The 19177-nt window shown below is 66.3% G+C and carries 13 protein-coding genes; 4 read left to right on the plus strand and 9 right to left on the minus strand.

What is annotated here, in order from left to right; translation table 11 throughout:
* Positions 1 to 53 precede the first annotated feature (53 nt).
* The 4 genes from AC3WJI_RS01515 to AC3WJI_RS01530 form a co-directional block, all read right to left on the minus strand.
* Entirely contained in the window at positions 54 to 3062 is a 3009-nt protein-coding gene (locus tag AC3WJI_RS01515; protein WP_492755463.1) for a TonB-dependent receptor, read from the minus strand.
* A gap of 290 nt (positions 3063 to 3352) precedes the next feature.
* The gene (locus AC3WJI_RS01520; protein ID WP_492755464.1) at positions 3353 to 6046 is read right to left on the minus strand and encodes a TonB-dependent receptor; all 2694 of its coding nucleotides are present in this window, start codon (positions 6044 to 6046) and stop codon (positions 3353 to 3355) included.
* A 128-nt stretch (positions 6047 to 6174) separates the two neighbouring features.
* Positions 6175 to 7266 (minus strand): ABC transporter ATP-binding protein, encoded by a 1092-nt coding sequence (locus AC3WJI_RS01525; RefSeq protein ID WP_492755465.1) that lies wholly within the window; start codon positions 7264 to 7266, stop codon positions 6175 to 6177.
* Positions 7263 to 8336, minus strand: coding sequence for a LacI family DNA-binding transcriptional regulator (locus AC3WJI_RS01530; RefSeq protein ID WP_492755466.1), 1074 nt, complete (start codon positions 8334 to 8336; stop codon positions 7263 to 7265). The genes AC3WJI_RS01525 and AC3WJI_RS01530 overlap by 4 nt, the downstream gene beginning before the upstream one ends.
* Positions 8337 to 8459: 123 nt before the next feature.
* Here AC3WJI_RS01530 and AC3WJI_RS01535 point away from each other — a divergent pair, with 123 nt between their 5' ends.
* From AC3WJI_RS01535 to AC3WJI_RS01550, 4 genes are read left to right on the plus strand one after another with little or no spacing between them, the layout of a single operon-like run.
* Complete coding sequence (locus AC3WJI_RS01535; protein WP_492755467.1) at positions 8460 to 9728, plus strand: hypothetical protein; 1269 nt, start codon at positions 8460 to 8462, stop codon at positions 9726 to 9728.
* Positions 9725 to 11011, plus strand: coding sequence for an ABC transporter substrate-binding protein (locus tag AC3WJI_RS01540; RefSeq protein ID WP_492755468.1), 1287 nt, complete (start codon positions 9725 to 9727; stop codon positions 11009 to 11011). Before AC3WJI_RS01535 ends, AC3WJI_RS01540 begins: the two co-directional genes overlap by 4 nt.
* On the plus strand, positions 11008 to 11889 hold the full coding sequence (locus AC3WJI_RS01545) for a carbohydrate ABC transporter permease (RefSeq protein ID WP_492755469.1): 882 nt from the start codon (positions 11008 to 11010) through the stop codon (positions 11887 to 11889). Before AC3WJI_RS01540 ends, AC3WJI_RS01545 begins: the two co-directional genes overlap by 4 nt.
* On the plus strand, positions 11886 to 12737 hold the full coding sequence (locus tag AC3WJI_RS01550) for a carbohydrate ABC transporter permease (protein WP_492755470.1): 852 nt from the start codon (positions 11886 to 11888) through the stop codon (positions 12735 to 12737). Before AC3WJI_RS01545 ends, AC3WJI_RS01550 begins: the two co-directional genes overlap by 4 nt.
* 34 nt (positions 12738 to 12771) lie before the next feature.
* Here the strand turns inward: AC3WJI_RS01550 and AC3WJI_RS01555 are convergent, their stop codons facing one another.
* From AC3WJI_RS01555 to kdpB, 5 genes are all read right to left on the minus strand, one after another.
* The gene (locus AC3WJI_RS01555) at positions 12772 to 13068 is read right to left on the minus strand and encodes a hypothetical protein (RefSeq protein ID WP_492755471.1); all 297 of its coding nucleotides are present in this window, start codon (positions 13066 to 13068) and stop codon (positions 12772 to 12774) included.
* A 112-nt stretch (positions 13069 to 13180) separates the two neighbouring features.
* Complete coding sequence (locus AC3WJI_RS01560) at positions 13181 to 13876, minus strand: response regulator (protein WP_492755472.1); 696 nt, start codon at positions 13874 to 13876, stop codon at positions 13181 to 13183.
* Complete coding sequence (locus AC3WJI_RS01565; RefSeq protein ID WP_492755473.1) at positions 13873 to 16551, minus strand: DUF4118 domain-containing protein; 2679 nt, start codon at positions 16549 to 16551, stop codon at positions 13873 to 13875. The genes AC3WJI_RS01560 and AC3WJI_RS01565 overlap by 4 nt, the downstream gene beginning before the upstream one ends.
* Positions 16548 to 17135 carry a potassium-transporting ATPase subunit KdpC gene (kdpC, locus tag AC3WJI_RS01570; RefSeq protein ID WP_492755474.1) on the minus strand — a complete coding sequence of 196 codons (588 nt, stop codon included), beginning with the start codon at positions 17133 to 17135 and terminating at the stop codon, positions 16548 to 16550. Before kdpC ends, AC3WJI_RS01565 begins: the two co-directional genes overlap by 4 nt.
* Positions 17136 to 17146: 11 nt before the next feature.
* Positions 17147 to 19177, minus strand: coding sequence for a potassium-transporting ATPase subunit KdpB (gene kdpB / locus AC3WJI_RS01575; RefSeq protein WP_492755475.1), 2031 nt, complete (start codon positions 19175 to 19177; stop codon positions 17147 to 17149).

Raw genomic sequence — 19177 nt, forward strand, 5'->3', positions numbered from 1 at the left:
AAAGCCGCTTGTGCCGGAGCCGGTCCTAGGGAGCCGGCTCCGGCGTGCAAGCCTTAGAAGCCGATGCGCGCGGTCAGGCGCACGAAACGCGGCGTCTGATAGTTCACCGGCAAGCGGTAATCCGGATTGGCGGAGCCGTCGCCCAGTTCACCGAAATTATTGTACGAAGTCACGGCCGAGCTGTTGAAGACGTTGAACACGTCGAGCCGGATCGACGCGTCGACATAAGGCAGCGGCAGGTGCGCCGCGGCGCTGAGGTCGACCTGGGTCAGCCAGTCGCCGTTGAACGCGGTACCACGCGGCACCAGTTCCCCCCGGCAATAATAGCCATAGCCGTGATAGGTGTTGGCATAGGCGTCGACGCTCACCGGCACCGCGCCGATACAGCTATAATGCGGGGCCGACTGGACGAGAAGGTTCGCGCCCAGGTCGAGTTCTTTGAACAGGCGGTAGCTGCCATAAGCCTTGAAGCTGTGGCGGCGATCGTTGGGCAGATAGCCATAGGCGCCGTTCACGAATCCCGGCGAGTCGAAGTCGGCAGTGCGATTGATCGCCAGCTGTCCGTTCTCGGAGCGGACGCCGCCCTCGTAATTGCCCTTGTCGAACGCAAGTGTGTAGGCGGCGGCCAGGCTCCATTTCTGGTCGAAGCTGCGGTCGAAGGTAAGAGTCAGCGCGTTGTAGTTCCGGCTGGGTGCGGGATAGCCGAGGTCGGATGCTTTGAGCGTCACAGTCGGCGTCGAACCGTCGGGCAGCTTGTTGATCTGCACCGTCACGTCCCGGCCCGGGTTCGCGATGACGAACTGGCTGCCGCCCGGATAGGCGGTCTGGCATGCGGCCGCACTGAAGCCCTTGCCCACGCAATAGGCACGCGCCCCCGCGTCGATCGAAATGTCCTCGATCACGTCCTTGAGCTCGCGGTGCGTGAAATAGGCGCCGATCCGGATTCGGTCGCTGAACTGATGTTCCGCGCCGAAGATGAATTCGTTGTCCGATTGCGGCTTGATGTTGGTGGCGATCGCGCCGGCCGGGTTGAATGCCGATCCGTCGGCCGAGACCTCGCAGTTGCGCACGCCGGTGTCGGGGCAGGCAGTGGTGTTCACGACGCTGAGGATCGGTGCGCCCTCGGTCGGGATGCTGCCCGCGCCGCTCACGCCGTTGAACAGATTGTAGCGCGTGTACGTCACCAGGCTGCCCGCGACGTTCAGGTTGATGTCGCCGGCCATCGGCAGATAATATTTCGAATAGGAGCCGAAGATGCGGGTGCGGCCGTCGCCGACCGGATCGAACGAAGCGCCGAGCCGTGGCGCCCATTGGTTGCCCGATTCGAAGAACGAGTCGCCGTTCACGCCCTGGTTGCTGAAGCGGTCGTTGCGCACGCCGAGGTCGAGGCGCAGGCGATTGTCCAGCATCAACCATTGATCCTGCAGATAAAAGGCCTCGTTGCGCACGTGCGCGACGCCGTTCTGCGCATAGACCCGCGTCGTATAATATTGCGTGCCGACCGGCAGGCCGATCCGCGCGGCCGAATCCGCGGTCACGTTGAAAATCTTGTACGCGCCGCCGCCGATCGTCTCGAAGGTCTGCGACTGGGTGTTCTTCTCGTGATCGTAGCCGCCGCGCACATGGTGCGCGCCGAGCAGATGGAACTGCACGTCGGCATCCACGCGGTAGAATTCGCGCTTGTCGTCGGTGCTGCTATAGGCGTCCGTCACCTTGTTCAGGCCGATCTGGATGCCGGCCGGATCGGTGCGATAGTCGGTCACCTGCGGATTGGTGATGTCGAGCGGGACGTTCCCCGAGCGCAGCTTGTTGACGCCGTAGGCGCCGGAGAGGGTGAGCCAGGGCGTGAAGGTGCCGGTATAGCGCCCGACATAGTTCACGCCGCCCGCGCGGGCGTTAGTGCCGCCGGTCTTGTCGCCGAGCGTATGGCTCGTGCGATCCCAATTGTAGCTGCGGTTACGCGTTTCGTTGGTCGTGTCGAAATAAGTGAATTCAAAATGATGGTCGCCGGTGATGTAGCCATCGACCTTGCCGCCCCAGAACGGGCTGGTGTTCGCGACGCCGGTGGCGTTGTTCTGGTTGGCCTGCGGCGTCAGCGAGCGGATCTCGCGCAGATTGTAAAGGCCGTAGACGAACAGATGGTCCTTGATGACCGGCCCGCTCGCCTGGAGCACGAGCTCTTTCCGGCTCGCGGTTGCGTGGTCGTAATCGACCGTGCGCGTCGAGGGCGCGCTGCCGCGCAGATCGTCGGGCTCCCAGATGCCGGTGACGCTGGCGTGATAGTCGTTCGAGCCCGACTTGGTGGTCGCGACCACATAGCCGCCCGTCGCCCGGCCGAACTCGGCCGGGGCGCCGCCGGTCTTCACTTCTACGCTCTGGTAGAAGTCGAAGGGTACTTCGGTCGGCTGCCCGCCCGAGACGAAATCGGTGACGTTCAGTCCGTTGATGTAGAAGGCGTTCTCGGTGAACGCCGCGCCCGCGATCGAGACTTGGTTGGCGAAGCCGCCATTCGAGGGCGACGAACCCTGCACCGTCCCCGGCGTCAGCAGCATGACGTCGCGCAGGGTGCGGCCGATCGGCACACGCTGGTTCAGCGATCCGACGTCGATCGTGCTGCCCACGGTCGTATCCTGGAAGTCCGCGACACGCTGGCGCGAGCCAGTGATGACGATCTCGCCGCCTTGGGCTGCCGGGACGAGCCGGAAGCTGTTGGCACCGCCGGTCTCGCGGGTCAGCGGGATGCCGCGCTCTTCATAAGGGGCAAAGTCGTCGGCCGTGACGGTGAAGTCGTAATTGCCGGGGGTAAGCTGCGGAATGGTGTAGCCGCCGCTCTGATCGGTGACGACCGTGCGGCTGACGCCCTTGTCGGACGACGTGATCTTCACCTCGGCGCCGGCGACGGGCGTCCCGTCCTGCGCCGTCACGCGGCCCGAGCCAGCGATGTTAGTGTAATCCTGCGCATGAGCGAGGCTGGCCCCCGCCAGTACGGCCAAGGGCGTGGAGCCGAGCAGGAACAGCACGCGCAAGGCTGCGCGCGACGAACGTCGCGTTGAGCGGAACATGGGAAACCCCCTTTAGAGCCAGAAACGCGGCGGACCCCGCGTCTCGAGGGCGCGCCTAATCGGCTCGTGTGGAAATTCTGTGACAGCTCGCCAAAAATAACACAGACCAGCGGCAGCAGCATTGCGCTTTGACCGCGAGCGCCAGCCTGCCCGCCCGTGCGCAGCGCGTACGCAGCAATGCACTACGTCGGAAAGATGCCCGTCGCATACGGTCGGCCCGCCCGCGGGGAAGATGTCGCCGCGCCCGGCCGACGGCGGCGCGGCACCTCTCAGAGCGCGTTATTCTATGCTCAGAAGTTCACCCGCACGCCGAGTGCGTAGCGCGGGCCGTAGGTTTCGTACGAGATCACCCGCTCCTTGAAGACCGAATAGAGGAAGGTCTTCTCATTGAACAAATTGAGGCCCTGCGCGAACAGGGTGACCCGATCGTTCAGCGCGAAATTGATGCTGGCGTCCCAGATCCCGTAGGCCGCGACGTCGACCGGCTGGCCGCGATTGCCCTGCGCGGTCTGCTCGTACGATTCGCGGTGGTTATAGGCGAGCCTCATCTGCAGCGGGCCTTTTTCGTAGAAGCCGACGACATTGTACGTATTGCCCTCGTCGCCGACGAAGCTGACATTCCCCTGGACGCCCAAGCCGTCGAACGGCGCCGGCAGGCCGCTGAAGGTATATTGGCCGGAGAGTTCGAGGCCGCGGATCCGGTCATCGCCGACATTTTCCGGGCGGGTGCGGCGAAAATCGAGGCCGAGAACCTGAATCGTGGTGGTGACCGATTCGCTGAGGTTCTTCAGGTCCTTCTGGAACACCGCAACGCTCAGATAGCTCGACCGGTCGATGTACCAGGTCAGCGCCGCATCGTAGTTCCACCCTACCATCGGCTGGAGATCGGGATTGCCGTCGGTGATCGCGCGCTCGCGCGGCCGCGGGTTGATGTTGCGGATGAGCAGCAGGTCGCTCAGCGTCGCGCGCGTAAGCGTCTTGGCGACCGCCGCCTGGAATACCAAGTCCTTGACCACGTCGACCTTGAAATTGGCGCTCGGCAGCCACTCGCTGTACCGGCCCTTCTCGGTCAGCGCCTGCGGTGCGGACAGGTTGACGATCGGGTCCAATCCCGGCGGCGTTGTGATGCTGAGGATTTCCTGTCCGAACCCGCGCGAGGTGACGTTAGTCCGCGTGTAGCGCAGGCCGATATTGCCCGACCATTTGCGCGAGCCGAAGTCGCCACCGAACGACGCCTGGACGAAGCCGCCGATCGTGCGTTCCTGCGCCGAGCCGCTGTTGCTGGGGAGCAGCACGACGTCCAGGCTGTTGCCGTTCGCCGCCAGCGCCGCGCGGGTGGCAGCGGGGTTGGCCGTCGCGGCGATCGCGGCATCGGTCAGCAGATAGGCCGCGATCTCCCGCGCATCATATGTCGGGAAACCGCTGGGGAACATGTCGATGCCAAGGAAATCGCTCGCATCCGCCGGCTCGCCGAACACGCTCTGCGGCACCGGAATGCCTCCGAAGACGCTCTGCAGCGCATCGGGCGTCTTGTAGGAAAAGCGCTGCTTCTTGCGGTCGGAATAGTTGAATCCCGCCGTAATCCGCCGCAGCGGCCCGGCCTCGGCCTCATATTTGAGCTCGGAGTTGATCTGGTAGATCTCGTCCGAGATGCTGACCCCCTCGAACGTGATGTAGCCGAGCCGCGCGTTCGAGGTGTCGAGGAAATTGCCGAGCCCGGAATAGACGGGCAGCCCGTTCTGGAGCTGCATCTGCACGCCGGCTGCCGAATAGCCCGGCGCGGCCAGGTTGCTTTCGAACCACGCCTGGTTGCCGCCGGTGTCGTCGGTTGCCTTGGACCAGGACACGTCGAGGAACCCCGACAGCGGACCATCGGGCTTCCATTCCAGATTGCCGCCGACCTGATAGGTCTTGGCGAGACGCGGGCGGATCTGGTTGGTGATCATCGGCCCGGAGGCGATGCCGGTATAGCTGGTCAGCGTGTTGTTCGCATCGACCGTGCCGGCGCGGACGTCGCCGGGCCCGCCATAAACGAAGAACACCTTGTTATCGTCGTTGACGTCCAGCTTCGAATAGAGCCCGTCGACCGTGAACGTCAGCGCATCGGACAGCTTGGCCTGCGCCGTCAGGAGCCCCGAGATGCGTTTGCGGTTGGTCGCGTTGACGCCGTATTCGACATAGGTCGGAAGCGAGATGCCGGTATATTCGGGGGTGCCGTCGCGATTGAAGTCGAGGCTCTGATTGGCTTCCCAGCCATCGGTGAAGATGCGGCGGCCCTCGATCTTGCGATCGATATACGAGACCGCGGCGAGGATGCCGAGATTGCCGTCCGCGAAGGTGGTGCTGAACAGCCCCGACGCCTGGGGCGAGACCTTGCCGCGCAGCTTGTCGTAATTGCCCTGCGCCGAAAGCACGAGCTTGGTTCCGAGGTCGAACGGGCGCGCGGTGTACATGTCGACCGTGGAGGCGATGCCGCCCTCGACCTGCGCCGCGGTCGGCGTCTTGGACACATCGACGCGGTTGATCAGCTCGGCAGGCAGGATGTCGAAGCTGAACTCGCGGCCCTGATTCTCGGTCGCGAGGATGCGGCCGTTGTAGAGCGCAGTGCTGAACGCGGGGCCGAGGCCGCGCACGGTGATGAACTGGCCCTCGCCATTGTCGCGCGAGATGGTGACGCCCGGGATGCGCTGGATCGCCTCGGCGATGTTCTGGTCGGGCAGCTTGCCGATATCGTCGGCGACGATCGAATCGACGATATTGTCCGCCGAGCGCTTGATGTCGGTCGCGCGGCGCAGGCTCTCGCGCAGCCCGGTGACGATGACTTCGCTCTCCGCCGCGTCCTGACTCGCCATATCGCCGGTCTGGGCAGTCGTGTCGCTGCTCTGGCTGTCCTGCAGCGCCTGGGCGCCGGCAGGTGCCGCGGCGACGAGGATCGTCACCATTGCAGTCATGCCGATCAGGCGGAATGGTTCCGTGGCCTTCATGGGGCGCATCCTCCTCTGCTCCAGTGGCGATGCCCATCTGTGCGAGCATTCGAGCCACGGAATACGTTACGTTTAACGATCAACCTAGATCGCGCAAGTTGCGAAATCCGGCAGTTGGCGGCTCTCGATCAGGTGTCGCGCGCTGCGATAGCCCGGCCGTCCGCGTCGAACAGCAGCAGCCGCGCGGGATCGGCGTGGAGCGTCAGCCGGCCCGGCGCGCGGACGACCTGATGGCCCTCGAGCCGCGCGCGGAACTCGCCGCCGTGATCGAGATGACCGTACACGAAGGTCGAGTGGCCGAGCGCCTCGATTGCCTCCACCGAGAGTTCGAGCGCGAAGCCGCCCGCGACGGGCTCGCTGCGGACATGTTCGGGCCGCAGCCCGACCGTCACGCGGTCGCCCGCGCGCAGCCCGCCGCACGGCTTTGTGAACCGTGCGCCGCCGGCCAGCTCGAACACCCCTTCCCCGCCCCGCTGCTCGATCAATGTCGCATCGAGCAAGTTGATGCGCGGGCTGCCGATAAAGCCTGCGGTGAATAAATTCGCCGGCCGCTCGTAGATTTCGAGCGGCGTGCCGACCTGCGAGATGCGGCCTTTGTCGAGCACGACCAGCCGGTCGGCCAGGGTCATCGCCTCGACCTGGTCGTGGGTGACGTAGATCATCGTGCTGCCCAGCCGCTTGTGCAGCCGCGCGAGCTCGTGGCGCATCCGCACCCGCAGGTCGGCGTCGAGGTTCGACAGCGGCTCGTCGAACAGGAACAGCGTGGGGTCGCGGACGATCGCGCGGCCGATCGCCACCCGCTGCCGCTGCCCGCCCGAAAGCTGGTGCGGCAGCCGGTCGAGCAGGTCGTCGAGCTCGAGGATCGCCGCCCCGCGCGCGACCTGCGCTGCGATCGCGGCGCGCGGCGCCTTCATGTTGCGCAGGCCGAAGCTCAGATTCTCGCGGACGGTCATATGCGGGTAGAGCGCATAGGACTGGAACACCATCGCCACGCCACGCGCCGCGGCCGGCGCGTGCGTGACGTCGCGGTCGCCGATCCGGATCGTGCCCGCCGACACGTCCTCCAGCCCCGCGATCATCCGCAGCACCGTCGACTTGCCGCAGCCCGACGAGCCGACGAGCACGACGAACTCGCCCGCCGCGACTTCCAGGTCGATCCCGCGGATCGTCTCGACGCCGTCATAGCTCTTGCCGAGCCCGGCCAGTACCAATGCCGTCATTCGCCGCGCGGCTCCCAGGCCCGGGCGCTGCTCTCGCCGATCACGAACTCGGCGCGGATGCAGGCCTTCACCGCCCCTGCCCCGCCTTCGCGCATCAGCAGCTCGGCGGCCTTGCGGCCCTTCTCATAGGCGTTCTGCCGCACCGTGGTGAGGCGGAGCGCCTCGGGCTGATGCCCGGGCGGATCGAGGCCGTCGAACCCGGTCACCGAGATGCGCTGCGGGACGGCAAGGCCCGCCGCCTGGCTATGCGCGATGGCGCCGCGCGCCAGCCGGTCAGAGAAGCAGATCAATGCAGTCAGGTCCGGGCGGCGGCGCAGCAGCCGGGCCGCCGCCTGCTTGCCGCCCTCCTCGCTGTTCGGCATCTCGCAGACCAATATCCCGTCCAGCGGCACCTGCTCGGCGTCGAAAGCCTCGCGGCAGCCGGCGATGCGTTCGTGCACGACATAATTCTCCTGCGAGAAATCGTGGTCGAGCGAGACGATCTCGCCATCGCCTTCCGAATGGGGAAAGGTGATCACGGCAACCCGGCGGTGGCCGAGTGCGAGCAGATGGGCGGTCACCGCGCGCGTCATCTCGCGATCGTTGGTCTGCACGCTGGCGAATTCGGGCGCGTCGAAGTCGACGACCACGGTCGGCAGCCCGCGCACCAGCGCCGCACGGATCGTCGGATGGCTCTTGTACGGCGCGTTGAGGATATAGCCGTCGACCATCGCGGTCAGCGTGTCGCGCTGGTCGGGACGCCGGTTCTTGAGCGGGATGAGAACGATGTTCGCGCCCTTCTCCTCGCATACCGAGGAAATGCCGCGCAGGAAGGTGATGTCGTGCGCGTCGGTGAAGGCGTAGCTCAGGGAATCGTTGAACAGCACGCCGATCGCGCCGCAGCGCCCGGTGCGCAGCGAGCGCGCGGTCGGATGGGGACCGTCATAATTGACCGAGCGCGCATGCGCGATGATGCGCTCGCGCAGCTCCTTGGAGACCTTGGCGGGATTGTTATAGGCGTTGGACACCGAAGTGGGCGTCACGCCGAGCGCCGAGGCGATCGACTTGAGGGTAGCCCGCTTCGCCCGCACCTTTCTCTCCCATATCCCTTGCTTTCGCCGAGCCTAGCCCGCCCGATTGACACGCACAACCGCGGCTGTTTATCGTTTAACAGTCACGCGTTAGTCGGGGGTTGGAGGGGCTATCTGCACCTGATGGTCGGCACGTCCCGCGCCCTTTCCGCGATGCTCTTGCTGCTCGGCGCAATTCCCGCGCCTCAGGCCGCAGCGCAGGCCGCCCGCGCGACCGAGCGCGCCGACGCGCGGATCACCCTCGACCATTTCGACCATCTCTTCGCCGAGGCCGAGGTCGGCGGCGAGCGCGTGGGCGTACTCAACATTTACAGCGTCGCGCCCGACTATCGCTTCGCGATCGAGCCCAGGGAAGGCTATGCCTGCGTCGACGACGTAGCGCGCGCTATGGTGCTGCTGGCCGCTGCGCCGCCCGGCGAGCCGCTTCGCCTGGACCAGCTCGATCTGATGGCCCGGTTCGTGCTGCAGATGCAGGCCGGCAACGGCTATTTCCACAACTTCATCTGGGCGGACGGGCGGATCAACCGCGAATATCGGACCTCGCGGGCCGAACTCAATTGGTGGTCGCTGCGCGCACTCTGGGGGCTCGAAGCCGCGCTCCAGCGCTTGCCTGCCGGTGCGCCGACGGCCGAGCGGGCCCGACGCGCCGCGAACCGGCTGGTCGCCAATCTCAAACGCGACTTGCCCGTGGATACCCACGCGCTGGTTGACGCCGAGGGCATCGCCATCCCGACCTGGCTGCCCTTCGGTGCGGGCGCCGATGCCGCCTCGACTGCCCTGCTCGGCCTGGTTCCGCATTACCGGCGCACGCGCGACACGGGCACCCGCGCGCTGATCGAACGGCTCGGCGAGGGACTGGTGGCAATGCAGGCCGGCGACGCCCGGACCTTCCCCTATGGCGCGCATCTCAGCTGGCGCAACCAATGGCACGGCTGGGGCAATGCCCAGGCCTATGCGCTGCTTCGCGCCGGGGAACTGATCGGCCGGCCCGACTTCACCGCGAGCGCGCTCCGCGAAATCGATGCTTTCTATCCGTTCCTGCTCGAGCACGGAATGCTGGCCAGCTTCTCGTTGCGCAGGGTGAAGGGTCGTGCCGAAGCCTTCGACATCCAGCGCTTCCCGCAGATCGCCTACGGCATCAGCCCGATGGTGCTCGCCGCCATGGAGGCGTATCGCCAGACCGGCCGCACCCGCTACCGCGACACCGCGCGCCGCCTGGGGACGTGGCTGTCGGGCAACAACGACGCGCGCCGCGCGATGGTCGATCCGGCGACCGGCCGCGTGCTCGACGGGATCAATGGCCCCCTCTCCGCCAATCTTGATTCAGGCGCGGAGTCGACGGTCGAGGGACTGCTCGCGCTGCGTGCGCTTCAGGGAACCCGATTGCCATGACCGCCCGGCGCGACCTGCTGCGGCTGGCGCTCGGCGGCGGCGCGGCTTTGCTCGCCGGCTGTTCGCCGCAGCATGCCGAGAAGCGGACCGACAGGATCCGCTTCTGGGTGGCGCCGAACGACGCGGAAGAAGGGTTCTGGAAGCTTGCCGTCGCGCGGTGGAACGCGTCGGGGCTGGGCCTGCCGGTGCACTTCACCACGATCCCCACCGCCGGCAGCTCGGAGGATACGGTGCTGTCCGCGCTGGTCGCCGGTACCGAGCCCGATTTGTCGACCAACATCTTCTCGGGCTTCGCGGTCCAGCTTGCCGCACTCGGCCAGGTCGAGGATCTCGCGGCGATGCCGGGCTATGGCGAGTTGATCGCCAGGCGCCACATGCAGGCGATCACCCCAGGCTGGACCCAGGACGCCAAGGTCTGCGCGCTGCCGATCTATTCGAGCCCGACCCTGCTCTGGTGGCGCGCGGACCTGCTCGAGGCGCACGGTTTCGGCGCCCCGCCGCGTACCTATGACGAGGTGTATCGCTTCTGCCAGAGCTATGCCCGCTCGCGATCGCGCTACGGTATGCAGGTCGTTGCCGGGCGGACCTGGGCGGATCGCTGGTTCGACTTCATTTCTTTCTATTATGCCGCCTCGGGCGGGCGCCCCTATCTGGAGGGCGCGCACGCGCTGTACGACAACCCGCCAGGGCTCGAGGCGGCGACGTTCATCGACACCATGTACCGCCGCGGCTGGACGGCCCTGGACTTCGACGCGGAGGAGCCGCTGGTCTCCGGTCTCGCCGCCGGCGCGGTGCGCGGCCCCTGGGACGTCGAGCGTTTCGCCAAGCTCTATCCGCAGACGCTGGCACGCATCCAGGTCGGGCCGATGGTGGCGCGCGCCGCGGCGAACGGGCCGGGCTCGACCTTCTCCGACAGCAAGGGCGTGGTGATCTTCAAGAGCAGCCGGGTGGCGCGCGAAGCGTTTGCCTTTCTCGCCTGGGTGTTGGGCGAGGAGGATCTCAACCTGCTCTGGCTGCGGCGGACCGGCCTGTCGCCGGCGCGCGGCGACCTGCTGGAGAACCCGCGCTTCGCCGATTACTACCGCACCAGCCCGATCGCACGTGCCTATGCCGAACATGTGGCGAGCGCGCGGCCGCCTGCCCTGTCGGAGCACACCATCGACATCCAGAAGATCATGACCGCCAAGCTTGTCGAACCGCTGATGACCGGGCAGCAGCGCCCCGCCGCCGCGCTGGCCCAGGCGGTCGCGCAGACCGACCAGATGCTCGCGGTGCGAATGTGAGCGGGCGGCCGCGCTTCCGGCGCGAGGCCGCGGTGGGGCTGGCGCTCGCGGGCATCTACCTCGCATTCGCAGCGATCTTCTGGGCCTATCCGTTCTTCTGGCTGGCCAAGCTGTCGGTCACGCAGTGGCGTTTCTTCGACGAGCCGGTGTTCACCGGCGCGCACAATCTCGTGACGAGCGTCCAGGATCCGCAATTCCTCCAGGCGCTGTGGAACGTGCTGCGATTCCTGGCGATGTACGTGCCGATCGCGCTCGGCGGCGCGCTGCTCGTCGCCTTCGGCCTCCAGCATGTCGGCCGCGGCAAGGCGTTCATCGCTTTGTGCTTCCTGCTCTCGAACGTCTCGTCGGGCGTCGCGCTCTCGCTGGTCTTCACCAAGATCTTCAGCTCCACCGGCCCGCTCAACAGCCTGATCTTCGATTGGACCGGCGTGCGCATTCCCTGGACCAATCACCCGACCTTGGCGATGCTCGCCATAGCGCTGGTCGTCGCGTGGAAGTTCGTCGGCTATTACGGGCTGATCCTCTATTCGGGGCTGCTCGCGGTGCCGAAGGAAATCTACGACGCGGCGCGGCTCGATCATGCCTCGCCGCTCACCCGGCTGGTGCGCATCACCCTGCCGATGATCAACCCGCAGTTGATGATGGTGCTGGTCTTCGCGATCCTGGTCTCGTTCGGGTTGTTCACCGAGCCTTTCCTGATCACCGGCGGCGGCCCTGCCGACAGCACCGTCACGCCGCAGATGATGATCTACGAGACGGCGTTCCGGCGGCTCCAGCCCAGCCACGCCGCGATGATGAGCATCCTCGTGTCGCTGATCAGCTATCTGCTCGTCGTGCTCGCCCGGCGGCTGTTCGAGAGAAAGGTGGTGCTCGCATGATCGAACGGTTGCAGACGATCGCCGCCAAGCGAAGCATCGGCGGCTGGGCCATGACGCTCGCCATCTATGCGCTGGCGCTGACCTGGCTCTACCCCTTCGCCTGGATGGTCGCGGCATCGCTCAAGCCCACCGCGCAGATCTACACGACCGGCCTGTTCGAGGGCGACTTCACGCTGGAGAATTTCCGGTTCCTCTTCGCGACAGCCGACAAGCTCGATCGGCCGTTCCTGCAGGCACTCGCGATCTCGGCGGTCGTCACGCTCAGCGTCACGGCTTCTGTGCTGCTCTCCTCGGCATTCATCGCCTTCGCGCTCGCCCGGCTGCGCTTCCCAGGCCGCGGGCTGTTCGGCAGCTTCCTGCTGCTCCAGATGGTCGTCCCCACGACGATGTTCATCCTGCCGCTGTTCGTGCTCGTCAAGCAACTGGGCCTGCTCAACTCGCTGGCCGCGCTGATCCTGCCTTCGGCGATGTCGGGCTGGGGCATCTACATGATGTCGCAATCGTTCAAGTCGATGCCCGAGGATTATTTCGACGCCGCCCGGCTCGACCGAGCGAGCCTGTGGCAAACGGTGATGAAGGTCGTGGTGCCGCTCAACAAATCGATCATCGCGATCGTCGCGTTGTTCACCTTCACCGGCACCTGGGACAATTTCCTCTGGCCGCTGATCGTCATTTCGGACGTCGAGCGCATGCCGCTGTCGGTGCTGCTCGCGACCTTCAGCAAGCAATATGGCGGCTATCCCGGCCCGGTGATGGCCGGCGCCGTCCTGCAGACGCTGCCGCTGATACTGCTCTTCGTGCTGTTCCGCCGCCACTTCCTGCAGGGCATGTCGCTGACGCTGAAGTGAACCTTGCGATAATGGGTATCGGGCATGCTCAGAGCTATTGGATTCGCTGCCAGCGCTCCCCCTCCATCGGATCGTAGCGGGGCACCCAGCGCATGGACACCACCACGTGGTCGAGAAGGTGTCCGCCGTGTGCAAGCAGCGCCGAACCAAGGCTGAGGCTGAGAAAGCCCGCGATCGCCAGGGCTCCCTCGATCGCCGTCGCTTCATGCGGCCCGCCCGTATGCGCCAGTTGAAACAGCGAGTGGATGGCAAGCACTCCGGCGGTAACAAGCAACAAGCCTCCCAACCGAATCTGGAGGTCCTGCATTCGGGGAGAAAATTGAACGAACACGCCGCACTCCGTGGATTGCGGCCATTCATTTATCTTTCAGCACATATGGAAACGAGCACTGGGGGCGCGTCTCCTCATAGTATTTGCGTAGTATTTGCGTCCCTATGGCCGTCTACCGGTCGCCGTCAGACATCAGCCGGTACCCAACCCCCAGCTCGTTGACGATGATCGACGGCCGTGAGGGATCGACTTCGAGCTTCTGTCGCATGTTGCGCACCACGATCCGCAGATAGTCGATCCGTCGATCATGATCGTAGGGCCAAGCGGCTTCGAGAATGCGCTGGTGCGTGACGACGCGTCCGGGAGCGAGGGCAAGCTGGCGCAGCACTTCGAACTCCTTGCGGGTCAGGTGGATCTCCGCCCCGTCGCGCGACACCAGCCGGTGGGTAAGGTCGATGATCAGGCCCTGCGCCTGTACGATCGGGGATGCGGTCTGCGCGGCAAGCTGGTGCCGCAGCGATGCGCGCAGGCGCGCGAGCACTTCCTCGCTGTCGAAGGGCTTGGTGACGTAATCGTCGGCGCCGAGGTCGAGCGCCGCAACCTTCTGGTCGGTTGCGTCGCGCGCCGACACGACGAGGATCGGCGCCTGGCTGTGCTGCTTGAGCAACGGCACGATTTCGAGCCCGTCGCGGTCGGGCAGCCCGAGGTCGAGCAGGATCGCGTCCGGATTTGCCGACCGCGCCTGTTCGAGGGCCTCGGCCGCGGTCGTCGCTTCGATCGGCCGATAGCCGCTGCGCTCGAGCGTACTCTGCAAGAGCCGGCGGATATGAAGGTCGTCGTCGACCACGAGGATGCGCAACCCGGTCATATCGACAGTTCCTGTTCGGAGCCGAGCACCAGTAGACGCTCGGGAAAGTGAATGCTGAATCGCGCGCCGGCGCCATCGTCGCGATTTGCCGCTTCTACGGTCATGCCCATCGCCTCCGCGAACGCCTTGATGATCGCCAGCCCCAGCCCTGTGCCGCTGACCGAGCGGTCCGAGCCTTCGAGCCGCTTGAACGTCTCGAACACTTCGGCTTCGCGCCCGGTCGGCAATCCCGACCCCTGGTCGATCACCGAAAGAATCAAGGACCCTGGGCGACGCTCTGCCCGGACGATGATTGGCGTTCCCGGATCGCCGTAGCGCCCGGCATTGTCGAGCAGATTGAGCAGGCAATGGTGGAAGAGCTGCGGATCGACTCTGACCAGCGGTAGGTCGGGCAGCACCTGAAGGTCGATCGCATGGCCTTCAAGGGCATTTCGGGCATCGTGCACCGCGGCGGCCACGGCATCGGTTAGATCGACCGGTTCGAGGTTGAGGCGGAGGGCGCCGGCCTCCACCCGCGCCATGTCGAGCAGGTTGGCGACGAACCGATTGAGCCGCATCGCCTCGCTTTCGATGGTGGCGAGCAGCGGGTTGTCGTCACTGCGGCGCAGCTCGCTCGCAGCGGCGAGCACCGAGGTCAAAGGCGTACGCAGATCGTGGCTGACGGACGAGAGCAGGGCCGCGCGAAGCCGATCGCGCTCGCGCACCGCGTCGAGGTCGCGCATCTCGGCTTCCAGCTGAAGCCGCTGAAGCGCGAGCGACGTCTGGTCGAGCAGGCTGGTGAGCAACGCGAGCTGATCGGAGCGCACCGGATCGCTGCCATCGTCGCGCGCGATCCCGAGTATCGCCAACACGCGTTCGCCGGCCTGCAGCGGCTGGAACTGCCAGTCCGATGCGGCCAATGTGCCGGTTCCCCGCCCGGCGGGCTGGCCGGTGTCCCACACCCATTGCGCCGCGGCGAGCTCCATCGTCTCGAGCCGCGTGCCCGGCTCGCTGGCGGCAAGCGCGGATAGGCCGGTGTCGGTCTTGTCTAGCAGCAGGACGCGGACTTTGAGAAGGTCTGCGATCTCGCTGCAGGCCGCGCGCGCCACTTCGATCGGATCGCTGAGCCGGGTGAGCTGTCGCAGGTAGCCGGCGAGCGCGGCGTTGGTCCGCGCGCTGATTGCGGCAAGATCGGCCTGGGCACGAACCCGCGCGGTCAACTGGCTCGTCGCTGCCGCCACGCCGAGCAGGACGAAGATCGACAGAACATTCTCCGGATTGCTCACGGTAAGCGTGCCGGTGGGCGGCAGGAAGAAGAAATTGTAGCAGAGGCTGGACAGGATCCCGGCGAATATGCCGGTGCGCAGGCCGAAGAAGCTCGCCGCAGTCATCACCGGCAGCAGATAAAGCAGCGCCACGTTGCCGAGATTGAGTACATGCGACAAGGTGAGGCCGATACCGGTCACGACAGCCGCCATCAGCGTGCTCAGGGCATAGCCGAGCGGCGATCCCCAACCACCCTCCCGGACCGAACGGCGGCGCGTCGCGGCAGGGGCAGCCCCGAGCGGCAGGACATGAACCGCCACCCCGGGGGTCTCGCGCACCAGGCGATCGACGATAGATCCATGGCGAAACTCGAACCAGCGCGAGCGCGCCGACTTGCCCACCACGATCTGGGTCGTTCGCGCATCGGCAGCGTAGCTCTTGAGGCCTTCGAGAACCGTCGCGGCGGGAAGCGAAGCCACCGCGCCGCCTAGGCGAGCGGCAAGGTTAAGCGCCGCAGCGATCCGGCGAAGCGCCGCCTCGTCGAGGGTGCGGCTTCGCGCGGTCTCGACATGGATGGCCGTCCAGCTCGCGCGGGAGGCATCGGCGATACGCTTGGCGGCCCGCACGAGTTCTTCCGAGCCGGGCAGCTCACTGACGGCAACGAGAATGCGCTCCCCCCCTGCCCAGGTCCCTCCAAGCGCGTGAGCCCGAAGATGATCGAGCATCTGCACATCGACCGCCTGGGCGGCGCGGCGCAACGCCAATTCGCGCAGCGCGGACAGGTTCGACTTGGAGAAGAAGTGCGAAAGCGCGCGGGTCGCCTCCTGCGGCAGATAGACCTTGCCCTCCTTCAGGCGTTCGATCAGCTCGTCGGGCGGGATGTCGACCACCTCGACTTCGGCACTTTCGAGAATGCTGTCGGGCACGGTCTCGCGCACCCGCACCCGGGTGAACGACGCGACGACATCATTGAGGCTTTCGACATGCTGGATGTTGATCGTCGAATAAACATGGATGCCTGCATCGAGCAGTTCCTCGACATCCTGATAGCGTTTCGGATGCCGGCTCCCCGGCGCATTGGTGTGCGCAAGCTCATCGACCAGGGCCAGAGCGGGACGGCGTTCGAGCAGGCCGTCCAGATCCATCTCCGTGAGTTGGCGTCCCTCATAATCGATCGCGCGCCGCGGCAAGATTTCCAGCCCCTGCGTGAGCGCCTCTGTCTCCGCACGCCCGTGCGTCTCGACCACGCCGACCACCACGTCGATGCCAGCGCGCTGGCGCGCCGCCCCCTCGGTGAGCATCTCGAAGGTCTTGCCGACGCCCGGCGCGGCGCCGAGGAATATTTTGAGGCGCCCGCGGCCTTCCTGCGCCGCTGCGCGCAGAAAGGCCTCGGGCGCCGGTCGTCCGTCGCTGGCGGGACGTTCGGTCAACGTGCCCCGCCGCTCCTATCCAGCGCTTGGTTGAGCGCGAGCACGTTGATGCGCGGCTCTCCCAGAATCCCGAGCAGCGGGCGCTCGATGCTCCGATCAACCAGCGCCGCGACCCGCTCCGGCGCGAGGCCGCGCGCGCGTGCGACACGGGCAATCTGTGCCCGTGCGGCTGCCGGCGAGAGGTCGGGATCGAGCCCGGAGCCGCTGGCCGTGACGAGATCCGCGGGCACCGGACCGCTGACCCCTTCGGCACGGCGTTTTGCGACGTCGGGGGTGACGCGATCGACCAGCGCCTGCGATGCGGGGCCGAGGTTCGAACCGGACGAAGCGAGACCGTCATAGCCCTTGCCCGCCGCGGAGGGACGGGTCTGGAAATACCGCTCGTTCGTAAACGCCTGGCCGACCACCGTCGAGCCGATCACTCGGCCGGCGGCGTCGCGGACGAGACTGCCATTGGCCTGGGAGGGAAAGATCGCCTGTCCGATGCCGGTCATCGCGAACGGGTATACCAGCCCCAGCAGGATTGCGAACAGGATCGTGAACGCGGCTGCCGGCCGCAGTGACGTGATAAAGTCCTTGCCCATCGGGAGTCTCCTCAGGCGAGACCGAGGCCGTTGACGGCCAGGTCGATCAGTTTGATGCCGATGAACGGCGCGACGAGACCACCGAGCCCATAGACCGCGAGGTTGCGCGCGAGCAGCGGCCCCGCCGCCATCGGCTTGTAGGTGACGCCCTTGAGCGCCAGCGGCACCAGCAGCGGGATGATCAGCGCGTTGAAGATGATCGCCGAGAGGATCGCGCTTTCGGGTGTTCCCAGCCCCATCACGTTCAGCACGCCGAGCCCCGGATAGAGCGCAACGAACATCGCCGGGATGATCGCGAAATACTTTGCCACGTCGTTGGCGACCGAAAAGGTGGTCAGCGCCCCGCGCGTCATCAGCAGTTGCTTGCCGAGCCCCACCACTTCGATGAGCTTGGTCGGATCGCTGTCGAGGTCGACCATGTTGCCCGCCTCGCGCGCTGCCTGGGTGCCGGTGTTCATCGCCACCCCGACATCGGCCTGCGCCAGCGCCGGCGCGTCGTTGGTGCCGTCGCCGCACATCGCCACCAGCCGGCCGCCCTGCTGTTCCTTGCGGATCAGCGCGAGCTTATCCTCCGGAGTCGCCTGGGCGAGGAAGTCGTCGACGCCGGCCTCTGCCGCGATCGCCGCGGCAGTAAGCGGATTGTCGCCGGTGATCATCACCGTGCGAATGCCCATCGCGCGCAGCTCGCCGAAACGCTCGCGGATGCCCGCCTTGACCACGTCCTTGAGGAAGATAGCGCCGAGCAGCTTGCCGTCCTGCGCCACTGCCAGCGGCGTGCCGCCGGCGCGGGCGATCTCATCGGTGATCCGGCGAAGCTCGGTAGCTGCCGCCGTCTGTCCGAGGCCGGGATTGGCTTTCAGGATCGAATCGACGGCCCCCTTCTGGATTGTGCTGCCCTGGATGATCACGCCGGAAATGCGGGTTTGCGCAGTGAACGGGATCACTTCCGCCCCTTGGGGAAGGCTGGCGAGCGCCAGGCCATGCTTTTCGCGACCGAGCACCACGATCGATCGCCCCTCGGGCGTCTCGTCGGCCAGGCTGGCGAGCACCGCAGCCTCGGCAAGCTGCGCGTCCGGGGTGCCCCCCACGGCGCGAAACTCGCTAGCCTGCCGGTCGCCGATCGTGATCGTGCCGGTCTTGTCGAGCAGTAGCACGTCGACGTCGCCCGCGGCCTCGACCGCGCGGCCCGACTTGGCGAGCACGTTGAAGCGCACCAGCCGGTCCATCCCCGCAATACCGATCGCCGAGAGCAAAGCCGCGATCGTCGTCGGGATCAGGGTGATCAGCAGCGCGGCGAGTATCGCGACCGGGATGCTGCCGCCGGCGTAACTGGCGAAGCCCGGGATCGTCGCGACGGCGATCAAGAAGATGATCGTCAGTCCGACCAGCAACAGGGTCAGGGCGATCTCATTGGGTGTCTTCTGACGCTCGGCGCCTTCGACCAAGGCGATCATGCGATCGAGGAAGCCCTGGCCCGGGTCGGCGGTCACCTGCACCTTGACCCAGTCGGAAATCACGCGGGTCCCTGCGGTCACCGCCGAGCGGTCGCCGCCCGCCTCGCGGATCACGGGGGCGCTCTCACCGGTGATCGCCGCTTCGTTGACCGAGGCGACGCCCTCGATCACCTCGCCATCGGCGGGGATGAGGTCGCCGGTCTCGACGAGGACGATGTCGCCGGCGCGGAGCTGGCTGGCAGCGACATTCTGGATGCCACCGTTATTGAGCTTCTTGGCGGTCAACTCGGCCTTGGTGGCGCGCAGGCTCGCCGCCTGCGCCTTGCCGCGGCCTTCCGCCAGCGCCTCGGCGAAGGTGCCGAAGAGCACCGTCAGCCACAGCCAGACGATGAGCTGGGCCTTGAAGAGAAGCGACAGTCCGTCGCCGCCCACGTTGATCAGAACGGTGAGGAGCAGCGCCACGCAGGCGGTGACGAACATCACCGGGTTGCGGACGAGTTCCCTCGGGTTGAGCTTTCGAAAGGCGTCCTTGATCGCGGGAAGGATCAGGTCTGCCGTAAACAGCGATTTGGTTGCGGTGCGAGCCAT

This window comes from Sphingomonas sp. FW306-1B-B10E (genome assembly GCF_058782005.1).